Source organism: Polaribacter ponticola (assembly GCF_026191475.2).
Taxonomy (GTDB): Bacteria; Bacteroidota; Bacteroidia; order Flavobacteriales; family Flavobacteriaceae; genus Polaribacter; species Polaribacter ponticola.
On the sequence record NZ_JAOSLC020000003.1, the window covers coordinates 695,339 to 720,541 of the forward strand.

Consider the following 25,203-nt stretch of genomic DNA (forward strand, 5'->3'; position numbering starts at 1 on the left):
AATTACTTATCGATACTATTTTTTGCTTTTTCTATATCTGTTACAGGTAATTTACAAGTTCCATTTACACATACATAAATTAAGGTTTTATCTTCATTAAATTTATATGCCAACAATGGTAATGTAGTATTATCTTTAACTGTACCTGCTATAATAACATTTGGTATATAACTATTGAATAAATTCTTATTTACTAAATTGGCATTTTTGCCAGCAACAACTACCTCGTAAAAAGGTTTTGTAAAATTGGTCATTAAATTTAACCAATTACTATAATTCGCAGGGTTTTTTAGAATATCTTCTTTTAAATTATTCAACATTTGTTCTGACGTTTTTAAAAATTTAGTATCAGAATAATAATGTCCTAACTTAAATAGAGAGTTTGCAATTATAGAGTTTGAAGCAGGTATTACACCATCAATTATTTCGTGTTTTCTGGCAATTAAAATTTCGTCTTCTTTTGACGTAAAGTAGAACATCTGTGTATTATCATCAAAGAAGTTGATAAACAAATAATTCATTAATTTTTTTGATGTTGATAACCATTTTTCATCTAAAGTAACTTCATACAAAGAAATAAAAGATTTTATAACAGCTGCATAATCTTCAGAGTACCCATTTATATTACTTGTTCCGTCTTTAAAATTTCTATTTAAGCCATTGTCATTTCTTAATTGATTTTCAATTAAAAAATTAGCGTTTTTTAAAGCTATATTCAAATATTCTTCATCTTCAAAAGCCCTATAAGCATCAATATAACCTTGTAGCATTAAAGCATTCCATGAAGTTAATACTTTATCATCTAAATGTGGTTTACTTCTATTTTCTCTAACTTTTTTAAGTACGGTTTTCCAACTTAAGATTTTAATATTTAAAGATTCTAAAGAAATATTTTTCTCTTTAGCAAAATCAATTTTGGTTTTATTTCTAATTAGCACATATTGATCTTTTTCCCAGAAACCATAATCATTAACATTATAAAACTCTTTAAAAAGATTAAAATCGTTTTTAAGTAATTTCTTTAATTCTGATAATCTCCATTTATAAAAAGCACCTTCTTCACTTTCTCCTTTATCATTTTTACTATCTGCATCTAATGAGGAATAAAACGCCCCGTTTTTAGCTGTTAACTCTTCTTTAATAAAGTTTAAGGTTTCGACTACTGTACTTTTATATAAATTGTTATTATCGTTTAAATATGCTTTAGAATACAAACTCACAAGTTGCGCATTATCATATAACATTTTCTCGAAATGTGGAATGTGCCATTTCTCATCTACAGAATATCTAGAGAAACCACCATAAACTTGATCGTAAATTCCACCAAAAGCCATTTTAGTTAAACTCTTTTTTAAATAAGAATTTACAGAAGCATCTTTAAACTGATAATTATATCTTAATAAAAAATCTAAAGAAGTTGGCATTGGAAATTTAGGAGTTCCTTTAAACCCGCCAAAAACAGTATCCATTTGCTCTTTTATCAAATTAACAGAAGTTAAAATTTCTTTATTTGTAAAACTAGGCTTCTCTTTTTTTAAAGTTATTAATTGACTCTCTTGCATTCCTTTTGTTAGATTTTCTGCAAATTCAATCGCTTTTTTAGGATTTTCTTTATACAACTTAGATATTCCTTTTAAAACTTCTGACCATTGCTTTTTTGTAAAATAAGTTCCTCCAAAAACAGGTCTTCCATCTGGTAACGTTATACAATTTAATGGCCAACCTCCACTACCAGTCATTAACTGTACAGCATTCATATATACTTTATCTACATCGGGTCTTTCTTCTCTATCAACTTTAATATTAATAAAATTTTCATTCATTAATTTGGCTATTGAATCGTTTTCAAAACTTTCCTCTTCCATTACATGGCACCAATGACAAGCAGAATAACCAACAGAAACTATAATTAACTTATTTTCCTTTTTTGCTAATTCTAATGTTTCTGAATTCCACGCCTTCCAATTTACTGGGTTATATGCGTGTTGCAATAAATACGGACTTGTTTCATGTATTAAGTCATTACTTATTTTATCAGAAGCTATTTCCTTATTAGAACAACCGAAAAGAGCAAAGAATAGAAGAACTGTTAAATATTTAATATGAGTTTTCAATTAAGAGTTTAATTTTATTTCTATAAAGATATTAATTTCCTTTTATGTGCTTTATTAAATTCTAAAAAAAGAGCATAAAAAAAAACGCTCAAAATAAAATTTTGAGCGTTTAAATTTAAAAAATATAAAATGTATTTACTTCTTAATAAATTTTACTGTTCCAACTGCTTTATCAATAGTATATTTAATTAAGTAAACACCTTTTGATAAACCAGAAACATCTATAGTTTCGTTATTTTTATTAATGTTTAAACTCATAACTTGTTTACCTAACATATTATAAACAACTGTATTCTTAATAGTACTTTGAGAAGAAATATATAATCTATTCGAAGTAGGATTTGGGTAAATAGAGACATTTAATAGTACATTATCATTTATACTCGCAGTTGCTCCGTTAGAAAAATAAAAGTTATCTATATAAACAGGATTTGTTGCTCCAGTTGCACTTAATACTAATTGACCTAAATCGTTAAACATAATAGCTGTATCTGCTGATGAAAATTCAGTTAAAGCAATACTAACTCTTTCCCAAGATCCTGTTGTTATTGCTTTGGTAATTTCTACTTCTGTATTATCACTTCCCCAAGCGCCATCTCCTTTATAATCTACTAACTTAATTTTTAATTCTGTAGCATCACTTGTCCAATAATCAACATTTATGTGAGTCATAGATGAAGCATCTATTGTTGAACCTGTTGGTTCTACTCCAGAAAATGTAAAACTAGAATATTTTTTAACCGCATTTCCTGCAATTGTAACATCCTCTAAAACTGTAGATTGACCCCAAGAAGGATTCCAAGTTGCTTCTACATCTGTATAAGCATCACTAAAAAGTGAAATTGAATTTTCTGCTGTAGTTGTTGGTGCTTCTGGCGCTGTAGTTGGTAATGTTACCGCAGCTGTTGAACCATTAGAAAAGTAAAAATTATCTATGTAAACAGGATTTGTTGCTCCAGTTGCACTTAATACTAATTGACCTAAATCGTTAAACATAATAGCTGTATCTGCTGATGAAAATTCAGTTAAAGCAATACTAACTGTTCCCCAAGATCCTGTTGTTATTGCTTTGGTAATTTCTACTTCTGTATTATCACTTCCCCAAGCGCCATCTCCTTTATAATCTACTAACTTAATTTTTAATTCTGTAGCATCACTTGTCCAATAATCAACATTTATGTGAGTCATAGATGAAGCATCTATTGTTGAACCTGTTGGTTCTACTCCAGAAAATGTAAAACTAGAATATTTTTTAACCGCATTTCCTGCAATTGTAACATCCTCTAAAACTGTAGATTGACCCCAAGAAGGATTCCAAGTTGCTTCTACATCTGTATAAGCATCACTAAAAAGTGAAATTGAATTTTCTGCTGTAGTTGTTGGTGCTTCTGGCGCTGTAGTTGGTACTGTTACCGCAGTAGTTGAACCATTAGAAAAGTAAAAATTATCTATGTAAACAGGATTTGTTGCTCCAGTTGCACTTAATACTAATTGACCTAAATCGTTAAACATAATAGCTGTATCTGCTGATGAAAATTCAGTTAAAGCAATACTAACTGTTCCCCAAGATCCTGTTGTTATTGCCTTGGTAATTTCTACTTCTGTATTATCACTTCCCCAAGCGCCATCTCCTTTATAATCTACTAACTTAATTTTTAATTCTGTAGCATCACTTGTCCAATAATCAACATTTATGTGAGTCATAGATGAAGCATCTATTGTTGACCCTGTTGGTTCTACTCCAGAAAATGTAAAACTAGAATATTTTTTAACCGCATTTCCTGCAATTGTAACATCCTCTAAAACTGTAGATTGACCCCAAGAAGGGTTCCAAGTTGCTTCTACATCTGTATAAGCATCACTAAAAAGTGAAATTGAATTTTCTGCTGTAGTTGTTGGTGCTTCTGGTGCTGTAGTTGGCGCAGCAGCATCATTACTATTATCATTCCCAGCAGATTTTGTTCTATTTGCACTCCATTGTACATTATCAAAATAAGTTATATTATCTGTTGTTCGTTCTGACCATTCAGGAAAAATTACTAATTGATCAATATTGTGGTTTTCACCGCTAGCTATAAAGCTAGAAATATCATAAGTCAAAGTTTCCCAAGCATTGATTGTAGCATTCGCTTGTTTTAATTCGAAAACTGTTCCACTTGTTGAGTTAACAAATTTAACACCAACATCACTAATAACTGTTTTATGAACCATTATTGATATTGTATTATTCCCAGATTCTAAAATCCATTCACCTAAACCTCCATGACTGGTTTCTGCTCCTGCCCAAGGTTTTCCTGATTGCAATGAAGTAAATTTTGCGACTTTATCTGATGTATTGTTTCCTGTAGTATTTGGATTAGTAACAATTTCGACTCCTGGATTAGTATCGTTCTCAAAAGTATTCCATATAGAAGCTAAACTTCCATCTGTATCAGTTTCAAAACTGACAACAAATGTTTCTTGTTGTGCATACCCTATTGATGCAGCAAGTAATAAAAGTAAAAGAGTAATTTTTTTCATAATTATAAATAATTTAAAACGTTGTGAACAATATTAATCATAAACTAGACTATATTAATATTTTACACCACTACAAAAAACATACAGATTTAAAAAAACCTTTATTTAACAGGAAAAAACGAATGATAACAATAATTTTATTACTATTTTTCCTTTAAAAGAAAAAACAATTTATATCTAATGTTTTATATTTGTATGGGTAATGTATAGGTAATTTAAACACCTGATTTCTAAAAATTTATTAAAAATAAAAAAAGGGCTTCTTAAAACAGAAACCCTTTTTGAATATTAATATTTTTTAATACTTTAATTTTTCGTATTTATCCCATAAACCCCAATAAGCTCCAACATCTCCCTCTGCCCCAACTTTCCAAGATTCATCAAAAGAAGAAAAATAAAACATCTCTACATCATCTACCTCAGACCACACTTGTGAGTTTACAAAATATTTCATAGCGTTTGCAACTCCAGAATGTGCACCTCCTAAACTACTACCTTCACTTGGCCAACCAGTTTCTGTAATGATTACTTTTTTACCATTAGCGGCATCTTTTGCTTGGTTGTACATCTGCTGCATGTGATTTAAAGAATATTCTATACTACAACCTTCCCAATAGGGATAACAATTTGCCAAAATAACATCGCAAACTTCCGTAATTGCTGGTCTTTTAGAAAACTCATAATACGCATCTACATAACCAACTTCTATATTTGGAATTGCTTTTTTAACTCTATTTATATATGCCAATAATTCTTCTTCTGTTAACTCTTTACGATATAAAACTTCATTCCCAACTGCTGCAATATCTACATAGCCTTCTTTAGCAAGTTGAATTAATCCTTCTATTTCAATTTCGTTTTTTTCTAAATCATCACCTAACCAAGCTCCAACCAATGTTTTAATCCCTTGTTTTTTAGCAATTTTAGGAATATTTTCATTGCCCTCAATACAAGAAAAAGAACGAATCCATTTTGTATAAGGTTTTAAAATTTTTATTCTTCTTTCTACTTGTTCTTCTGTAATAGTATCTCCTGGTTCTTGTCCATCTTCATATATACTAAAACAAATACCATGCATTCCACTATCTAAAGTTTCTCTCCACAGTTTTTTTAAATCTTCTTCTTTATACTGATTAAATTCAACTCCTATATTTTCTTTATATAAAGACTTTGCTTTACTAACTGAAAGATGTTGTTCTTTTCTATAAGACATTTTCTATTTAATATTTTGTTTTCTTTCTTGTAATTGTAACCTTATTTCATTTGCTCGTTTTTCATCAATATCATAATCCCACATAATATACATTGCTAAAACAGTACCTAGAACTGGGAAAAAACAAAAGAAAGTATGTAAACCATCTACTGCAACTTGCTGATCTACTGTTGCAAGATCTGGGTTAAAACCTACAATAGCAATTATAACACCACTTAAAGCACCTGCAATAGCAAAACCTACTTTAACCATCCACCAATAAATAGCACCAAATATTCCTTCTCTCCTTTTTCCTGTATTTAGTTCGTCAATATCAATTATATCTGCTGTCATAGACATCATAATTGTAAATAAACTTCCAATACCAAAAGAGAAGAATGGTAACGCAATTATATACATCCAAGGTTTACCAGGTACAAATAAAAACCACAACATTAAGTAACCAATAATAGATATTCCTTGTGCTACTAAAAAAGCTGTTTTTTTGCCCCAAATCTTAGACATATAGGTAATAATTGGTATTACTAAAAATGTTGTACCTAATGCTCCTAAACAACCAAATAAAGAAACCCAAATACCACTTTCTGCTGCATCTCCATTAAATAATTTGTAGACAATTACAAAAAATGTTAAAGCTGCAACTGTATTAAAAGCATTGTAAATTAAAAATGTAGCTCCACATAATTTTCTAAATACTTTTATTCTAAAGGCTTCTTTAAAACTAGTAAATATCTTTGTTAAACTACCTCCAATATTTGCTGTATTTAAAGGCTCGTAATCTTTATCTAAGGTAGATTCACTTTTAATAAAAATAGCAGGAACTATAGCACAAATTGCACAGGGTATAGCTACCCAAATAGATAATTCTCTTACTGCTATTTCTGCTGATGGAAACCATTCTGGATCATACATAATAATCCAAAACCATGGTGCAATAACCCAAGCCCATTGACCAATCCATTGTGCAATAGCCATAATACTTGTACGTTCATGAAAATCATCACTCATTTCATAACCCATAGCTACATATGGAACACTAAAAAAAGTTAATCCTAAATAGAAGATAATAGACCATAAGAAAAAATACCAAAAGTTAAATTGTAAAGAATTTTCTTTAAAAAGTTGCCACATAAAAATGTAAGCAATTCCCATTATAATTCCGCCAATTACAACATATTGTCTACGTCTTCCCCATTTAGATTTCGTATTATCAGAAATAAAACCCATTATTGGATCTGTAATAGAATCAAAAATTCTTGGAAAAAAATAGATTAAAGACCACATCCAACCTGGAAAGCCTAAATCTTGAACCAAAACAACCATAAATATCCCTAAAATAGCAGGAAACATCTGATTCGCAAACATGCCTATACCAAAGGCAATTTTTTGTCCCATTGGTACTTTTGCTTTTATTGTTATATTTTTTGACATACTTTGTTTTGTTTTAGTTTGGTTAGCAATTTTTAATTTGGAACAACAATTGTTTGAATTGCTTGCCCTTGAATTGAGATTGCTATATTCTTTTCATTTAAGACCAAGTTTAACGTTTTAGCTTTTGTTCCTTCATTAAATGCAACAATTGCAATTGTACCATCAGGATTTTGAGCTGCTGTTACCATTAACTCGTTATCTGAATTTTCTAAACCAATAACTTTAGCTTCCGGTCTAATAAATTTGCTAAAATGTGAAAGTGTGTAATAAAGAGGTGTTAAATAAACTTCATCTTTAGCTGGATCTACAATTACTGGAGCAACACACCAATTCTCGAACCAATTTGGACCTCCTTTGGTATCTAAAACCATATTCCAATCAATCCAACCATCAACATAATTATTTAAACAACCAATAATATCTCTTGCGTATCTGTTTACTGGAGCATATTTAGGATGCAAATGTTTGTCTTTTTCAGGAGCCCAATCCCAACCCCAATCTGTTGCTTCTTTTCTCCAATACCAAGCATCATCTTGCCATTTTGGAATTTCTGAATCTACACAGGCTTCTGACTGAATTAAGTATTTGTTAGGTGCTTTGTTGTGAGCATATTGTAATTCTTTTGGAAAAACCTCATAAGTACTTGCATACCAATGAATGGCTGTTCCATCAAAATACTTAGAAGTTGCTTCGTTTTTAAATTGAGAATCTACCCATTCGTTTAAGTGTTCTCTGTTTTGATCGTAACCTAAAATTTTAGCTTTATGACCATCTGCTTCTAGTTTGGGGCCTAAATGATTTTGCACAAAATTGGTCATTTCATCAGGAGAATAATGCATACTTTCCCAATTATTACCATTTCCTAGAGGTTCATTTTCTACAGTAAAACCCCAAATATCTATTCCTTCTGCTTTGTAAGCATCAATATATTTAGAGAAAAATAACGCCCAAGTATCATAATATTCTGGCAATAATTTACCTCCAACCCATTTTTTGTTATCCTTCATCCAAGGTGAAGCTGTCCAAGGAGATGATAAGATTTTAAAACCGTCTTTAGATACTTTCATAGCATCTTTTATCATTGGTATAATATCATCTTTATCTTCTTCTATCGTAAAATGTTTTAACTCTTTATCTCCTTCAACTGGCGCATAAGAATACTGACTGATAGAAAAATCACATGAATTCATATGTGTTCTTGTTAAAGAATATTTTGCTCCAGTTTCTCCAAAATAAGCTTCAATAATAAAATCTCTTTTTTCTTTGCTTAACTGGTTCAATAAAGAAGCAGAAGATTCTGTAAAAGAACCTCCAAAACCTGTTATAGTTTGTCTTTTTTGTGCTGGCAATAATTTTACTTGTATTAAATTTTCATCGTTTTTATCTGAAGAAAAGTTTTCTAATTTTGTTAAACTATTTCCACTTGCTGAAGTTTCATACACTTCTACAATTAATTTATCTTGTTTTGTTTGACAACTTAAAATCATAAAGGATAGCAAAAAGTACAGTAAGTAGTTTATTTTTTTCATATTTTTTATCTAGGATATTCTGTATTAGGCACTAAAACAGTTTTCATTAATGCTGTTTTATTTCCGTTAAAAGTTTTGATAATTTTATTTCCACCCTTTTTAAATCTTTAAAAGCACCTTTATCTACTAAATTCCAAAGAGGATATTTAGCTTCACCTTTTAAAGTAAATAAACCAAAGTGATTTTCTGAACCTTCAGGATTTTGTGCATCTTTCCACTATTCGTCAAAGGCCTCAAAATAGAAACAAGAAATACCCTCTTTTTTAGTCCAATCTCTTAAGTGATTATAATACAACCCTTGTTTATATTCATCTGTTGCTCTAGAACCATTTACTCCATAATGACCACTTGAAACTGTTGCCCATCCTGTTTCTCCAATATGAATCGTTTTGTTAGAATCTATACTTTTAACATAATCAGAAACATCTTTATATTGCCTTTTTGCAAAGTCTAAAGCACGTATCATGGCTTTGTCTATCTTTTCTTTATCAGATAAATGCTGTTCATTATCTGGTACTTTCCAAAATCCAGGGTTATAATGTGAGTTATGGTATGCATAAGTATGCATAGAAACATAATCTACCGCTTTTATTAAATCTTCTAAATCTTTAACTCTATAACTTGGGTCTCCACCACCCCAAGAAGCAAAATCGTCTGAACAAGTAATCCATAAATCCTTAGAAAGTTTGCCTTCTTTTTTTAAGTTCTGTAAATAGTTTACATATTTTAAAATTATATTAGGTCTTACAAAATAACTAGTTGCCCAACGAATCATAGCTTCATTACCAACTGCAATTACTTTTACTATGTCTGGGTATTTATTAGCCAAAACAACTGCTCTTTCAATTTCCCCTTCATTTTGGTCGCTTTCAACTTCATGATTTGGTTCTTTATCTGTCCAAGCATTTAAACAATCTATCCAAGCGCCTAACATTACATACATTTTAAAAGTTGCATCTTCTTTTTTAAGTTGATGAATAGCTTCTAAAATATTTGCAGCATGTGGTAATTCTGGTTGTACATTATAGGTTCTAATAATTCGAATTCCCATGGCATGCATCAACTTTAAATCTTCTTTAAGTTCTGGAATTGTAGGCTGATTATCTTCTCTTGATTTCTCTCTATATCCTCCATAAGAAATTGCTAAATAATCTGGATTTCCTAAAATTTTGGCTGCTGTCATTTCTTCTTTAATTTCTTCCTTTTTGTTTTCTTTACTAGAACTACATCCAAAACCAATAATAGATACTAATACAAGTATTGTTACTTTTAAGTTTGATTTTACCTTTTTCATTTTTAAAATGATTGTTCTTATTCTTTTATTTTTAATAGGTTAAACCAAATCCGTAAGGAAATAATGGTTTTATTGTTTTATCCCAAAAATTAGGGCCATATTTTCCTTTAAAATCTTCTACAGATTTTGGCCAAGAATGAGGTAACTTACCAGAGAAATTAGAATCGCCAAAAAGCACTTCTGCAACTCCATCTCCTTCAGAACCTAATAACCAAGCTGCTACAAAAGCATCTGATTTTTCTATCTGATTTGTTACCACTAATGGTCTACCTGAAACTAAAACAACAACCGTTTTAACTCCTTTTTCTTGATAGATTTTTATATATTTCTGATGAGTTTCTGATAAGGTTAATTTCAGTTGATTAGATTCATGACCAACATCTCCCATAAATTCTGCATACGGTGTTTCTCCAACCATAATAATGGCAACATCAGCATCAAAGTGATTTTGAGTTGCTGTAGAATCATAGACAACTTCTCCTTTTGCTTGCTGTTTTATTCCGTCTAAAATGGTAGTTGCTCCTTTGTAGCTTTCTTTAGTTCCTTGCCAATTAATTGTCCAACCACCAGATTGTAAACCACTATTATTTGCATGCTCACCAACTACAACAATTTTCTTTGTTTCTTTTGATAAAGGCAAAGTTTTATCCTTATTCTTTAATAAAACCAAAGATTCTCTTACCGCTTGTTTTGCTATTTTTCGATGCTCTTTACTACCTACTTTTGTTACTAAACTTGTATCGGGAAAAGGATTTTTAAACAAGCCTAATCTATATTTTTGACGTAATATTCTTTTTACTGCATCATCAATTCTAGCAATAGAAACTGTGCTATCTTTAACGCCGTTTTTTAAACCGTTTTGAAAAAATTCTAAATCTCCATCAACAGCCATAATCATATCTACACCTGCATTTACAATATCATTTCCTCCAAATCTAGAATAGCCTTTCCAATCAGAAACTACAATACCATTAAAGTTCATACCAACTTTTAGAGTGTCTGTAATTAATGCTTTATTAGCATGCATAGAAACATTGCCTATTTTATTAAATGAAGCCATTACTGCACCAATACCTTCGTTTACAGCAACTCTATAAGGTGCAAGAAGTCTATCATTTATTTCAGCTGCATTTAAAGAAGTATTACCACCTTCTACCCCAAAATCTGTTGCACCATCACCTATAAAATGTTTAGCGGTTGCCATAACAGTTGTAGGATCTTTTAAATTTCCTTGATGACCTTTAATAGATGCTTTTGTTAGTTTTGTTGTAAACTCTGTACTTTCTGAAAATGCCTCATAAACTCTACCCCATTTTTCATTAAAAGGAATTGCAACACAAGGAGAAAACACCCAATTAAAACCAGTTGCTTGACTTTCTATTGCAGTAATTCTTGCAATATTTTCAACCAATTTTTCGTTTCTAGTAGCGCCTAAACCTATATTATGAGGAAAAATAGTGGCGCCTTCATAAGTGTTTTGCCCATGAACAGCATCAACAGCAAATAACAAAGGAATACCCAATCTTGTAGAAAGTGCTTTCTTTTGAAGTGCTATAAATTTGTTTTGCCATTCTAAAGCAGTTTCTCCAGGAAGTGGACCTTGTGTATGAATAATAGAACCTAAAAATTTAGACGTAACAGATTCTTCAGCAGATTTTTCAAAATGAATAATTTGAGTCATCTGACCAATTTTCTCTTCTAAAGTCATTAACTTTAAAAGAGAATCTATTTTTTGTTCTACAAGTGGCTTGCTACTACTTTTCATATCATTACAACAGATAATGCATATCAATACTAAACAACAAACCACATATGCAATATCTATTCTTTTCATCTATTTACTTAATACAGATACTTTAATGTGATTAATTTCGCCTGTTCTATCAAACATTTTTTCGCTAATTTGTTTATCTATAGTTAAACTATCAAAACCTATTTTCTTATCATCATTAAAAATAATTTCAATAGAATTTACATCTGATAAACTATAAATAATTGGTACTTGACAATACGTAAAACACAATTGGTTTTTACTAATATTTAAATGCTGTTTTTTACTATTAACATCTATATAGTTAAATACTTGCGAAGCACTTAAAAACTCAGATTTTTTTAATAAACGAGGATTAAAAACAACTTTACCATCTTTAACAAAAACACCTAGCTCACCAAATCTACTTAACAAGTCTTCTTTTACTTGACCTGTCATACCTGGTTGTTGTGCTCCTTTTGTTGCTGGTGTATGAGAATATGCATCCGTAGGAAAAGCACCATATAATTCTGGTGATTTATGCACACCAATTCCTGCATTTATTTCGTAATAATGATCAAATAATAACCCAATTACAGTTTCACTTTCTCCAGATTTTACTGCTAATAAACAGTTTTCTTGCACAGCCAATAATAACTTAGAAACCATGTGCCAATAAATAGAACCTAAACCTTCATAACCAAAGAAAGTTCCAGAACGACCTGTAAAAGATTTATGATCAAAAATTTCTTCGAAAATTGCTAAAATTGATTCAGAATCTTCAGTAACTAAATCTTTATAATTAGCAGATAAACTTTCTAATGCGTCTTTTACGCTGTTTGCATTATTAAAATTTCCGTTAAAGTGATAATTTCCTAAAACGTCTTTTTCAATAATTTCTTTATTATTGTCATTTACTAATTGTTGTAATAATTTTGAACTTTCAACTTTATTAGGAGCAATATTATTTTTATCAGTAAATCTTGGTAAATTTTTATTCGGATATAAGATATAACTGTATTGATCTTCTCTAAACAAGGCAGAAGCTTTTAAGCCATCTAACAAAGCTAAAGCCTCTTTTGGCGATAAATAACCAGAACTTAAAGCAGCAACTTGCCCTTCTAACATTTCTGATAAATACGAAACAGAAACTTCTTCAGAATTTTCTATCGTCATTAAATTATATGCATGATACATATTATCAGAACGTTTATTAGCTCTAATACTATGCTCTAAATAATTATTTGTGACTGCAAAAAAGTCTAATAATGTTTCTTTTGTAACTACTGTTTTATTTGTAGAAAATCCGTTTTCATAAATAAACGCTCTATAATTACTTGCAGGATTTCCTAAACCATCTAAAACTGTTTTTCTAGATTTATCAGAAACTTTACCCTCTAAAATAGATTTGTTTGTATTTAATGTTTTTAAAATTTCATTAAACAATGAGGCTACTTCATCAGAAATTTGAATTTCATTTACATCAGAATTTTTTACTATACCTTCAAAGAAATTAATAAATCTTCTTAGGTAATTTAAAGTTACCATAGAAACTCCATTACCAACTAAAGCGTTGTTAGCATCGTTCCATTCTGGTCTTTGTGTATTTAACCAAATTCCGCCTTCAGGAATAAAATTAGATACTTTAGCCAACACAGTAACTAACAGTTTTTCTATTAAATTTACTTTATAAGGATTGTTATTTTTATCTCTTAACAAAGAACCATCTGCACCAACTTTAGCTCTTCTATCTTCGATTTCTATTTGTAATTTATGATCAAAATCGATAGTATCTTTAGAGTTTTTTAAAATATCTGAGTACGATTTTATAACATAAGGCACATTTGCATACACAAAAACTTCATCTGTAAACAATTCTGATAATTTTGCTGGATAATGCTTTTCTATAAATTCTAAGAATTTTAAAAGGTAAATTATTTGATGATCTCCCCAATAACCAATGTAAGACCAAGGATCGTGTTCTTCTATAACTTCCCAATCGAAACCACCTTTTGTAACTCTATAAGGATTGTAACCTTCAAAAGTAGTTGCGTTTAAAAATTTATGAATCATGCTCTCAATAAATTGAGGATATGAATGCGCTAACGTTTCCCAGTTTTGAAAAATATCTCTCCAGTTACCTTCGTAATCTAAAATTTTAGAACCGTCAATTTCACTTTTTGTATTGATAGAAAACTTGTTCCAAGGTCTACTTGGATCTCCATGTCTTCTACTAAATTTTAAAGGTAAATATTCTAAACAAAGTCTTTTAAAATCTTTGTTGTCATCGTTTTCTGCTATGTTCTTAATAAAGTTTAAAGTAAATTTATTTGGCAAATCATGCAATAAACCTTCTTTAACTGCAAACAACTGTTTGTTAGCTTTTGATAAATAAGTTACAAAATCATCTTTTTCAATCGTGTAATTATCATCAAAAATACCACCTCTCATAATATTAAAAAGGGTATTAGAAAAGTGTCTTGTATTTATTAACGGATCATTTGAAAGTTGTAATCCGTCTGAAGCTGCTACTAAATTGATTAGGTTTTTTGTACCATCTTCAATATTCTCTTGTAACAATGCTTCTAAATTAGAATCATTTTTTATCAACTCAGAAATACGAATTACATCTGAAACTGTTTGATTTACATTTGCAACTTGCAACCATTTTTGTTCTTCGCCAGCAACTAAAGAAATTTCTGCATTTACAAAATATGCTCCTTTTTCTGCTTTTATATCTACTTCTTGCTCTAATTGAATACCTCTTCTAAAATTATTTAGTTGAGTAGAAGACAATAAATAAGTAGGATTATCTAAACCTAAAGACCAAACTAAATTTGCTTTTAAAGCTTCACTTGGTTCTGCTTTATCAACAATTATGGCACTTAAAGCGTAAATTCCTAAACCAGAATTTGCCTCTAATTCGCATTTTTTATAAGCATCAACTAAATTACTTCTAATACCTTGTATATCTGAACCAACTCCATAAGGAATAACATCTTGAAAACCGTCTAAAATTGAAATATCTAAATTTTCATCAGAATTATTAGATAAAGTCGCTTTTCTAACAAACCCAAACTGATCGCTAGAATTCCATTGATATTTAAAAGTTACTCCTAAATCTTCATTAATTTCTTCAAAAATAACTTTGTTTCCAAATTCATTTTTATAAACATTTCTAACGATATTATAAATACCTGCTTGTCTTTCAGAAAATGGTTCCCACAAAAGTGTTTTACCGTTTTTATTTATTCTAAAGATTGATTTACAACCTGTAGTTTCTGCTAGTTCTGTTATTTTATCATCTGTGTAATAAGGAAAAATAGCGTATTCAGCATTTTTTCTACCAGCAGTTAAACCTCCATTACTAGAAATAAACATCCAATGATTAGAGTCTGATACGATGGTCATAAAAAAAGGACGCATTGTATGACTATTAGAAATCTTATAATAAGATTCATTTTCTATTGTAACTATATCTCCAGAAATTTTATTTGAAGAATTTATTTTTATGCCTTCTTTATAAGAAACTGTTGTACTCATTAATTTTTTCTTAATTATATTTTTATTCTAATGTTGATATTATTAACACCCAACATTAATTTATGATCTATTTAAAATCAACTTTGTTTTTAGCTGATAATCTTAAAGCGTCATCAATATTAATTTTATTGAAATAATTTGCCACAAAAGCTGTTGTAACTTCTTTTTTATATGGATTTAGCTTATGGACTTCTTTTAATGCATAATACGCAGCTCTTGGATACAATTTATATGTTCCGTTTGACTTAGTTGCATCTTTTGCGCAAACACCAAACCATTCTTCATTCATATTATTTGTTCCTTTTTCAAAATCTAACTTATAACCTCCATTTGCCCAAGAAGAACCTTTATCATGTACGTTTAAATTTTTTGTTTGACCTAGTTTCCACCAACCATCACTAAATTGAAATGTAAATCCACCAATAGAATTATTTGCCTTTCCAAGACCTGCTGCATTTAGATAAATTTCTTTCCAATTCTCTTTCATATAATAAGCTTGCATTTTTTGATCTTCTAAATTAGTTTGCGAGTTAAATGCATCTGCTCCGAACTCTGTAAATAATATTGGCATCTTCAATTGCATTTTCACTTTAGTAAAAACATCTCCAAACGAAGCTCCTCTATACATATTTGTTCCAAAAATGTCTACATCAGGGCATTCATCAGCTATCATATCTAGAAACAATAAATCTCCATTACAAATTGCTACTGGGTGATTTGCATCTATTAATTTCATTTGTTTAGCTGCTTCATTAAACAGCTTATACATTGGTCTACCTCTTTCTTCTCCTAATTTTCTTTTTTGATTTTCATCATCTGGAAAGTCTTCAGTTTCTGCACCAGCCCAAAAAAGTCCATAATTATTCTCATTCCCAAGAAGGAATAAAAGTAATCCTGGAGTATTTTTATAAGTCTTAGCCATTTGTGTAACTTCTGATAATAAAACCTTTTGAACCTCTAGGTTTCTGTAATCTGTAATAGGTGTCCAACTACCATTTAAAGCAACACCATATCTACCAAAAGAATGATTGAGCATTGTGTAAATTCCGTAATTTTCGTAGATATAAGTAATCCATTTTGGTTGTATACCTGCATAAACACGAATAGTGTTTACCCCCATGTTTTTGAGCAAAGTCATTTCTTCATCTAAAGCAAGTTTTATAAACTCATCAGACTGTTTCCAAAGGCTATATTCAAAATTAGTTCCTACAGGAAAATAATCCCAATTCATTCCATTAATCATAAAACCTTCTCCGTTTACAACTAACTTTATTCCTTGTGCATTGTTTAATACAGTTACTTTATGCTCTTGCTTACAAGAACCTAAAATAAATATAGCAAGCATTAACCCTAAGATAATGTTCTTCATTATTAGATAAATTTATAATTATAAAATTCAGTAAAGATTATTAAAAATAAGATCAGGCAAGTTTAATAAACCTGACCTTATTAGTTAATTCAAATAAAGTTACTATCTATTGAAATACTTTTACATAATCTATTTCCATTGAATCTTCTGTAAATGCAGGATCAATAGTTCCTCCTAAAGAACCACCCATTGCTACATTAAGAATTAAGAAAAAATCTGCATTAAAAGGTAAGTCTGCATTATTAGTTAATTCGTAAAACTTAACATCGTCTACATAAATTTTAATTGCAGTATCGGTCCATTCTAAAGTATATAAATGAAATTCTGAAGAAGCATTTGAAACTGATGTAGTTTCGCCATAATCAGCTTTTGTTCCACTAGCAGTATCAAACCAATGACAAGTACCTAGTGTTGTATTTTTATCAGCTCCTGTTTGTTCCATGATATCTATTTCACCAGATTGAGGCCAACCAACAGTAGGGAAATTAGAACCTAACATCCAAATTGCTGGCCAAGTGCCTTGAGCAGCAGGTAATTTAGCTTTAACTTCTACTCTACCATAAGTAAACTTATACAATCCTTGAGATTTTAATCTTGAAGAAGTATAATTACCACTAGCATCTTTCTTTGCTGTAATTTTTAAAGAACCACCTTCAACAACTGCATTTTCAGTTTTGTAGTCTTGTAATTCTCCATTTCCCCAGCCACCTGCACCAAGGTCATTTGTCCATTTTGTAGCATCAGGAGCTCCATCTGTATTAAAATCATCTTCCCAAACTAAATTATTGTAGGTATAATTAGCTCCCTGAGTAGGCTTTGTTGATGTAAATTTATGATACCAAGCAGCGCCACTTCCCGAAGCTGGATCTTCAATAACTCTAACAATTAATTCATCATTAGTAATTGAAATAATATCGTAAGTACTTGCTCCAACATACCATCCCATAAAGCCTCCATCTGAAATTTTGAATGAAGTTCCTTTATAAGGTTCATTATTATACGAACCTACTGTTGCAGCTTTTGAGGTTGATGGTGCAAACGAAACATTTTTTACTCCAAACATTGTTGTAGCCACATTATCATCATGACATTGATCTCCGCCAACTCCAATATGACCAGCATAAGTACCAGGAATAAAAGCAGGTCCAATTGTTTGCTCAAAAGTTAAACCATCTGCAGTTTTAGTAAAAACAAACTCATTATCATACATACATCCTTTTTCTGCATCCCAAGCTTTAATACCATTCCACCATGCTTCGTAAGCAAATTCTCCATTTCCATAATCATCTTCCACTGGTCCTAAACCAACATGAACATCTTTGTCTGCTTGCCAATACCATTTTTTACTATCTCCAATATTAGAACCACTTAAAAAATTTTCTGAATCTGGGTCTGAAAAAGCACTATATACTTCAATATTAATTGAAGCTGTAGAAGAAGCTCCACCTGTACCATTAGCTTTAACCACAACAGTATAAGTGTTTATACCAGATTTAGATAAAACTTTGTTATTATATATACCAGAAGGTCCATTATCAGTATCAACAACTCCATCAAAATAATACACAAAAGAAGAGGCATTAGTAGCTGAAGCTGTAAAATTTACTTTTCCACTACCATCACCATATACTAAAGCAGGATCATTAACATCTTGCCCAACAATTTCTGCAGTGATTACTATATTTGAAGGAGTTACAATATCTCCAAAACTACTATCATTTTCCTGACATCCGTAAAAGGCTATCAACATAGAAAATAATACTATATAAATATTTTTAAAATTTTTCATATTATAAAACTTTATTTATTAATTAGTTAATGCTAATTCATCATAATAATAGATAGAATCATCACCTGAAACATCCCAATCAAAGAAAATTACAATTCTATCATAAGTAATTGCTGGTAAAGCACTAGATATATCAAAAGTTAACTCTTCCCAAGCATTTGCTGTTGTAGTAACTGCATCTACTTCTACAAATTGAGTATTATCTGCTGCATTTTCTATTTTAAACCTCACAGTAATTCCAGACTTTGGAGAATAGGTTTTAACAACTACTTTACCATAATTTGCAACATCTAAAGAAGACGGCATATCAAAAAATGCACCTGCCCAAGTTTCAGAACCGCTACTTTTAACAAATTTAGCAACCATACTCGTTGTATTAGCTCCAGAAGTATCTGGATTTACAACAATTTCTATGGGTGCCATATTTCCAAAATCTGTAAATGCAGGAGCTGTTCCTTCAAAATCTTGAAATAATACTGGAGTTGCTGCACCAACATCATTTACTAAAGTAATCTCATCATAATAATATACAGAATCATCACCTGAAACATCCCAATCAAAGAAAATTACAATTCTATCATAAGTTACTCCTGGCGCTGCACTAGACATATCAAAAGTTAACTCTTCCCACTCATTAGTTTTAGATGCTGTTGCATCAACTTCTACAAACTGTGTATTATCTGCTGAATTTTCTACTTTAAATCTTACAGTAATTCCAGCTTTTGGAGACCATGTTTTAACAGTCATTTTATTATTGTTTGCAAAATCTAACGAAGTAGGAATATCAAAAAATGCACCTGCCCAAGTTTCAGAACCATTTGATTTAACAAATTTTGCAACATTACTTGTTGTATTTAAACCAGATACATCTGGGTTAGCAACTACTTCTATTGGCGCCATGTTTCCAAAATCTGTAAACGTAGGAGCAGTTCCTTCAAAACCCTCTACAACAGTAGATACACTACCTGAAGGAGCTTTATAGAAATATAAGTTATCTATAAAAACTGAACCTGAACCAACAAATTTAAATTGATGTAAATCGTTAACAGATAAACCTTGATCTGTAAAATCTGAAATAGGTATATCTATACTTGTCCAAGCATCTTTAGTTAATGTTGATTTTACTAATTTTTCTCCACTAGCAATACTAATTAAAAAAGTTTCAAGCTCTGTAGCATCTGCAGTCCAAACATCTAAGTGTAAATATTCCATTGTAGAAACATCTTGAGTAGACCCTATTTGAATACCTTGATAGTTTAAATTACTATATTGAATTATTGCATCTCCATTTAAATCGAAAGGTGTATAAATAGTAGATTGCCCCCAATTTGGGTTAAAATCTGTACCCGCAACATCTGTATAAGAATCACTAAAAATAGAAATTACATCTGTATCGTTTCTAGATGGAGCTGCTGCTGCTGAAGCAATTGGTGCTAAAATTTCTGTTACTTCAAAATCTGCTGTGAATTCTGTTGTTTCAATAGCACCACCTTTTGCAATTACTTTATAAGTATAAATTCCTGCATTTGCATAAGCATAAGAAATTGATTCTCCAATATTACCAGACATTACTGGTTGAGTAACGCCATCTTCTCCTGAATAAAACTCAAAAGTAACAGCAAAATCTGCATCGGCTAAAACATTAACTTGTTTTGATATTGCTGCATCATTATTTATAGTTACAACTAAATTTTGAGGAGCTTTAAAAGAAACAAATAAATCTTGTGTTGCTTCTGCAGTATCCCCATTAGTATTGTATGCTACAACTTTTACTTGATAAGTTCCTTCTGCATATTTATGCTGAATATTCTTACCAGATTCTACATTTTCTGGAGTTGTAGTTGCATCTCCAAAATAAACATCAAATGAAATAGCTCCATCTGCTGTTGGTGTAATTGTTACCAAACCTGTATTATCTTGCGTAATATTATATATTGCAGAAACATTTGAAGGTACTGATACTGTGTCTAAAAAATCTAAACTTCTTTCGTCTGTACAAGCAATTATTACAAAAAGTATAAGTAATGCTTTATAAATTGTTTTTATTTTTTTCATATTTCTATGTTTTAGTAATTAGAATTTTGTGACCAATTACCTTGAGAAAATTGAATTTCTTCTAATGGAATTGGGAATACTTCGTTTTTACCAGATGTAAAACCAGTAATTTGAGTACCTCTGCCAGTTCTTACTAAATCGAAAAACTGATGCCCTTCTCCAACTAGTTCAACTCTTCGTTCATGATAAATTGCACTTGTTAAATTAGAACCAGAAGAAGTAACATCGTTCGCTGCTCCAAAAGCTCTTGCTCTTACCCTATTTAAATACACTTTAGCAATACCATCATCTGGATTTGATCTTCTATTAAAAGCTTCTGCTGCCATTAATAATACATCTGCAAAACGAATTGCCCTGTAATTATTAGGATTTGTAAGATTTAAATCTCCAGCTGCCTCTGTGCTTCTTTTTCTTGGAATGTATTTTCTATTGAAAAAACCTGTATGCTCGTATCCTGTTGTAAAAGATGCTCCTGTAGAAGCTGCCCAAGCATCAATATCTAAAATAGCTACATCTTTACGGTTATCTCCCGGCTCAAACTCATCTACCATTTCTTGAGTTGGTACATTAAAACTAAAGCCTGATGTAAATAAATCTCCGTCATAACCTCTAACTCCTTGGAAACCTACTGCTACATTACCTTCACTACACTGTAAACACCCAAATCCTGCTCCTTGAATATCTGTATACTGAACTTCGAATACTGATTCTACTCCATTTTCACCAGCATCTTCAAATATTGAATTGTAATCAGTTACTAAATCATAAGGTCCAAAATCAATTAAATTTTTAAGTACAGTTGAAGCTTCTTGAAATTTATCTTGATATAAATAGACTTTACCTAATAATGCTTCTGCAGAACCTTTTGTTGCTCTACCAACTTGTGGTGCTACATAAGTAAGGTTTGCTACTGCGTATTTTAAATCTGCTTCTATTAAAGCGTAAACTTCTGCTTTTGGAGATCTTGGTATTGATTTTTCATCACCAAAAACGAAACGTCCTTCTGGTTTAATAGGAATATCTCCAAACCATTTTACTAATTCAAAATTATAATATGCTCTTAAAAAACGTGCTTCTGCAATGATAACTTCTTTACCTACAAAATCTGTTTTATCTTGAAATTCGATAATGTAAGCAGCTCTATTTACACCACCAAACATCCAACTCCATAGGTTTTGAAGTTGCGAATTTACTGGTGAATGGGTCATATCATCTACTTGTTGGTATCCTGGAACATCAGTTGCACTTTCTCCACCACATAATGTGTTGTTTGATGCAATTTCTCCCATTAAAACATTTATAAATGTAGATTGCAAAGGATCGTATGCTGCAACAAGTGCATTATAATAATCTGTTTCTGAATTAAAGAACGATTCTGTATCTATTGCGTAGATTTTTGAATTATCTAAATATTCATCTGCACAAGAGTTTAACAACAACATACTTGCTACAAAGATGAATCCTAATTTTATTTTTTGATTATATCTTTTCATCTTTTATTTTTTAAAATTCAACATTTAAACCTAAAATAAACTGTCTTGCGGATGGGTAATTACCAGAGTCTATACCTGCTCCTATTGCTCCACCGTTAATTGTAGGATCATAACCAGAATAATCTGTAATAGTAAAAACATTATTTACAGTTGTATATAATCTTAATTTAGATAAACCTACTTTTTCTAAAACATCTGTTGAGAAATTATACCCAACTTGTACATTTTGCATTCTTATGAATGAACCATCTTCTACAAAAAAATCTGAGAACAATTTATTATTTGTAGCGTCATTTGTTAACCTTGGCACAGAGTTACTTGTTCCTGCTCCTGTCCATCTATCTAAATAATAAGCTGGCTTGTTAACATTAGGTAAAAAACGTTCGTAATTTCTTACAATCTCTTTTCCCAATTCTGAATATAAATAAGTACTAAAGTCCCAATTTTTGTATTTTGCTGATATATTGAATCCCATATAGAAATCTGCTTGAGGTTTTCCTATGTTTGTTCTATCATCAAAATCTACAACACCATCTCCGTTTACATCTTTATATCTAATATCTCCTGGTGCAGTAATACTAGCACCTAAATCTGATTGAGAAGGGTGCGCATCTACTTCTGCTTGTGTTTGAAAAATACCATCTGTTTGTAATCCGTAGAAATAACCTATTGGTTGCCCTACTTCCATTCTAGACGGAGGTAAATTACCAATTGCAAAATCACCACCTCTAACTATTGCATCATCTAATACTTCTGTAACATTATTCTTTACATAAGTAACGTTGTAAGATAAGTTTAAAGATGCATTATCAGATTCATAAGCCGTATAACCAATTGCTAATTCTGCACCTGTATTTTTAGATGTACCAGCATTTACTGTTGGACTTGAGCTTCCTGGAGAAGCAATACCTAACAAACCTGATACTGGAAAATCTTGAATTAATAAATCTTTTCTTGTTTCTTCAAAATAATCTGCAACTATAGTTAATTTATCATCAAAGAAATTAATATCTAAACCAATATCTAATTTTTCTGCTGTTTCCCATGTTGCAATTGCATTTGAAAGTCTACCTTGAGCTTCACCAGAAACTAAAGCACCATCAAAAACATATTCTGCTTCACCATTTAATAATGATCTATATAAATTGTCTCCAACTAGGTTACCTAAAGTACCATAACTTGCTCTTAATTTTAAAAAGCTAATAGTTTCATTATCTTTTAAGAAATCTTCTTCTGATGCTTTCCAACCTGTAGTTACAGACCAAAAGTTATCAATTCTTTGATCTGCAGCAAAAACTGATGCCCCATCTCTTCTTAATAAACCAGAAAATAAATATTTACCTTTATAATCATATTGAACTCTTCCGAAATAAGAAGTAAGTCTAACATCTCCATTACCTGTATTTAAACTTCTCTGTAAACTTTGAGAGTTTGTTAAACTAATATCTGCAAATTCATAAGAATTGTTAGGTACATCAAAACCTGTAGTATAAATACCGTCAAATAAATCATTCTGAACACTAGTTCCTAGCGTAAAAGCAGTATTATGATTTTCTCCAAAAGTTTTTTCATAAGTTGCAAACGTTTCCCAATTTACTCTTGTAGAAGTAGCTTTAAATTGATAAACAGAACTTTGTGTTTGATTATATACTTTAGAGTTTCCGTAGCTCTGAATTGGCGTAAAACTTCTTTGTTTTTCGTTATAAATTTTATATCCTAGACGAGATGTTACTGTTAAACCATCTATAGGTTTGTAACTTAATTTAAAGTTACCTTCTAATCCGTTTCCATTATTCTCTCCAAAAGTATTTTTTAATAATGATAAAGGATTTACAACTTCAATTCCTAAAAAGTTAGTTGCATCATCTTCATTAACTCCAAAAGTAGGAGCATAATTTAATCCATTAAATAATAATGAACCTGTAAAACTTTGTGAAGCGCTTGTATAATAGTTAGCAATTACAGAAAAATTTAGTTTATCACTAATATCAACACCTAAATTCATTTTGATATTATTTCTAATAAAATTAGATTTCTCTTTTGCAATAATACCATCTTGCTCTGTTCGAGAAGCACTAATAAAATATTTTACATTTTCTCCACCACCAGATAAACTAATATTATGATTAATTAAAAAAGCATCGTTAAATAATTGATCTTGCCAATCTGTACCTCTACCTAGCGAAGATACATTTGTAAACGGTAAAGATTGCCCACTTGCCGAATACGCCTCATTTAAAACCAATGCATACTCAGTAGCATTTAAATAATCTAATCTACGAGTAGTTTGCTGTATTGCTGCATAAGTATCGTATTTAACTGTAGGAACTTTGTTCTTTTTACCAATTTTAGTAGTTACCAAAACTACACCATTTGCTCCTTTTATACCATATATTGCAGCTTGTGCATCTTTTAATACGGTAATAGATTCAATATCGTTTGGATTAATACTATTTAAATCCCCTTCATAACCATCTACAATTGTTAAAGGTTGATTATTTGTATTTGAACTTACCCCTCTTATTAAGATATTAGCTTTAGCACCTGGAGCTCCAGATGATAAATTTACCGCTACACCTGAAGTTGTACCTTGTAAAGCTGTTGTTGCATCTATAGGTTTTAAAGCTTCTAAAGTTTTTTCACCAACTAAAGAAACAGAACCCGTAACATCTTTTCTTTTTTGTTTACCATAACCTACAACTACTATTTCATCTAATGACTCAGCAGACTCTTCTAATGAAACATTAATTTCAGAAAAACTAACTGTAACTTCTTTAGTTTTCATACCTAAATAGTTAAAAACTAAAATAGCACCTTTTTTTACATTTGATAAATTGTAAATACCATCAAAATCAGTTTCGGTACCTGTTGTAGTACCTTTAACAACAACACTAACTCCTGGCAAAGTATCACCGGTAGTTGCGTCTTTTACAACTCCTTTTACATTTATTGTTTGAGCTGTAAAGCAAAAACTTGCAAACATAAATAGCAGTAATGTAATCTTTTTTCTCATAAATTATGTTTTAATTAATATTATTGTAAAACTAAGGTACATTTATTAGTAAATCACTAAAAAGCACCTCAACAAAAAACATACATAACA

The 25,203-nt window shown here is 30.6% G+C and carries 12 protein-coding genes and 1 pseudogene; all 13 read right to left on the reverse strand.

Going from position 1 to position 25,203, the window contains the following annotated elements; translation table 11 throughout:
• Positions 1 to 2: 2 nt before the first annotated feature.
• Positions 3 to 2,114, reverse strand: a complete 2,112-nt coding sequence (locus N5A56_RS08105; protein ID WP_274270323.1) for a thioredoxin domain-containing protein — start codon at positions 2,112 to 2,114, stop codon at positions 3 to 5.
• A 135-nt stretch (positions 2,115 to 2,249) separates the two neighbouring features.
• Positions 2,250 to 4,634, reverse strand: coding sequence for a T9SS type A sorting domain-containing protein (locus N5A56_RS08110; RefSeq protein ID WP_265725004.1), 2,385 nt, complete (start codon positions 4,632 to 4,634; stop codon positions 2,250 to 2,252).
• Between the two features lie 298 nt (positions 4,635 to 4,932).
• Positions 4,933 to 5,847 (reverse strand): glycoside hydrolase family 17 protein, encoded by a 915-nt coding sequence (locus tag N5A56_RS08115; protein WP_265725005.1) that lies wholly within the window; start codon positions 5,845 to 5,847, stop codon positions 4,933 to 4,935.
• Between the two features lie 3 nt (positions 5,848 to 5,850).
• Positions 5,851 to 7,278, reverse strand: a complete 1,428-nt coding sequence (locus N5A56_RS08120) for an MFS transporter (protein ID WP_265725006.1) — start codon at positions 7,276 to 7,278, stop codon at positions 5,851 to 5,853.
• Between the two features lie 32 nt (positions 7,279 to 7,310).
• Positions 7,311 to 8,765, reverse strand: a complete 1,455-nt coding sequence (locus N5A56_RS08125; protein WP_420793201.1) for a glycoside hydrolase family 30 protein — start codon at positions 8,763 to 8,765, stop codon at positions 7,311 to 7,313.
• A gap of 47 nt (positions 8,766 to 8,812) precedes the next feature.
• A pseudogene (locus N5A56_RS08130) lies at positions 8,813 to 10,101 on the reverse strand (glycosyl hydrolase family 17 protein).
• A 31-nt stretch (positions 10,102 to 10,132) separates the two neighbouring features.
• Positions 10,133 to 11,935 (reverse strand): glycoside hydrolase family 3 protein, encoded by a 1,803-nt coding sequence (locus N5A56_RS08135; protein ID WP_274270324.1) that lies wholly within the window; start codon positions 11,933 to 11,935, stop codon positions 10,133 to 10,135.
• Positions 11,936 to 15,394 carry a hypothetical protein gene (locus N5A56_RS08140; protein ID WP_265725010.1) on the reverse strand — a complete coding sequence of 1,153 codons (3,459 nt, stop codon included), beginning with the start codon at positions 15,392 to 15,394 and terminating at the stop codon, positions 11,936 to 11,938.
• A gap of 67 nt (positions 15,395 to 15,461) precedes the next feature.
• Positions 15,462 to 16,763 (reverse strand): glycoside hydrolase family 2 TIM barrel-domain containing protein, encoded by a 1,302-nt coding sequence (locus tag N5A56_RS08145; protein WP_265725011.1) that lies wholly within the window; start codon positions 16,761 to 16,763, stop codon positions 15,462 to 15,464.
• 106 nt (positions 16,764 to 16,869) lie between these two features.
• Positions 16,870 to 18,552 carry a glycoside hydrolase family 16 protein gene (locus N5A56_RS08150; protein WP_265725012.1) on the reverse strand — a complete coding sequence of 561 codons (1,683 nt, stop codon included), beginning with the start codon at positions 18,550 to 18,552 and terminating at the stop codon, positions 16,870 to 16,872.
• 18 nt (positions 18,553 to 18,570) lie between these two features.
• Positions 18,571 to 20,607, reverse strand: coding sequence for a PKD domain protein (locus tag N5A56_RS08155; RefSeq protein ID WP_265725013.1), 2,037 nt, complete (start codon positions 20,605 to 20,607; stop codon positions 18,571 to 18,573).
• Positions 20,608 to 20,618: 11 nt separating this feature from the next.
• Positions 20,619 to 22,049 (reverse strand): RagB/SusD family nutrient uptake outer membrane protein, encoded by a 1,431-nt coding sequence (locus N5A56_RS08160; RefSeq protein ID WP_420793202.1) that lies wholly within the window; start codon positions 22,047 to 22,049, stop codon positions 20,619 to 20,621.
• Positions 22,050 to 22,110: 61 nt separating this feature from the next.
• Positions 22,111 to 25,113, reverse strand: coding sequence for a SusC/RagA family TonB-linked outer membrane protein (locus N5A56_RS08165; RefSeq protein ID WP_265725015.1), 3,003 nt, complete (start codon positions 25,111 to 25,113; stop codon positions 22,111 to 22,113).
• Positions 25,114 to 25,203: the final 90 nt, after the last annotated feature.

Excerpts from the sequence above, each read along its gene's own strand:
- N5A56_RS08110 (WP_265725004.1), bottom strand. The coding sequence starts at position 4,634 with ATGAAAAAAATTACTCTTTTACTTTTATTACTTGCTGCATCAATAGGG.
- N5A56_RS08115 (WP_265725005.1), bottom strand. The coding sequence starts at position 5,847 with ATGTCTTATAGAAAAGAACAACATCTTTCAGTTAGTAAAGCAAAGTCT.
- N5A56_RS08120 (WP_265725006.1), bottom strand. The coding sequence starts at position 7,278 with ATGTCAAAAAATATAACAATAAAAGCAAAAGTACCAATGGGACAAAAA.
- N5A56_RS08125 (WP_420793201.1), bottom strand. The coding sequence starts at position 8,765 with ATGATTTTAAGTTGTCAAACAAAACAAGATAAATTAATTGTAGAAGTG.
- N5A56_RS08135 (WP_274270324.1), bottom strand. The coding sequence starts at position 11,935 with ATGAAAAGAATAGATATTGCATATGTGGTTTGTTGTTTAGTATTGATA.
- N5A56_RS08140 (WP_265725010.1), bottom strand. The coding sequence starts at position 15,394 with ATGAGTACAACAGTTTCTTATAAAGAAGGCATAAAAATAAATTCTTCA.
- N5A56_RS08145 (WP_265725011.1), bottom strand. The coding sequence starts at position 16,763 with ATGAAGAACATTATCTTAGGGTTAATGCTTGCTATATTTATTTTAGGT.
- N5A56_RS08150 (WP_265725012.1), bottom strand. The coding sequence starts at position 18,552 with ATGAAAAATTTTAAAAATATTTATATAGTATTATTTTCTATGTTGATA.
- N5A56_RS08155 (WP_265725013.1), bottom strand. The coding sequence starts at position 20,607 with ATGAAAAAAATAAAAACAATTTATAAAGCATTACTTATACTTTTTGTA.
- N5A56_RS08160 (WP_420793202.1), bottom strand. The coding sequence starts at position 22,049 with ATGTTGTTGTTAAACTCTTGTGCAGATGAATATTTAGATAATTCAAAA.
- N5A56_RS08165 (WP_265725015.1), bottom strand. The coding sequence starts at position 25,113 with ATGAGAAAAAAGATTACATTACTGCTATTTATGTTTGCAAGTTTTTGC.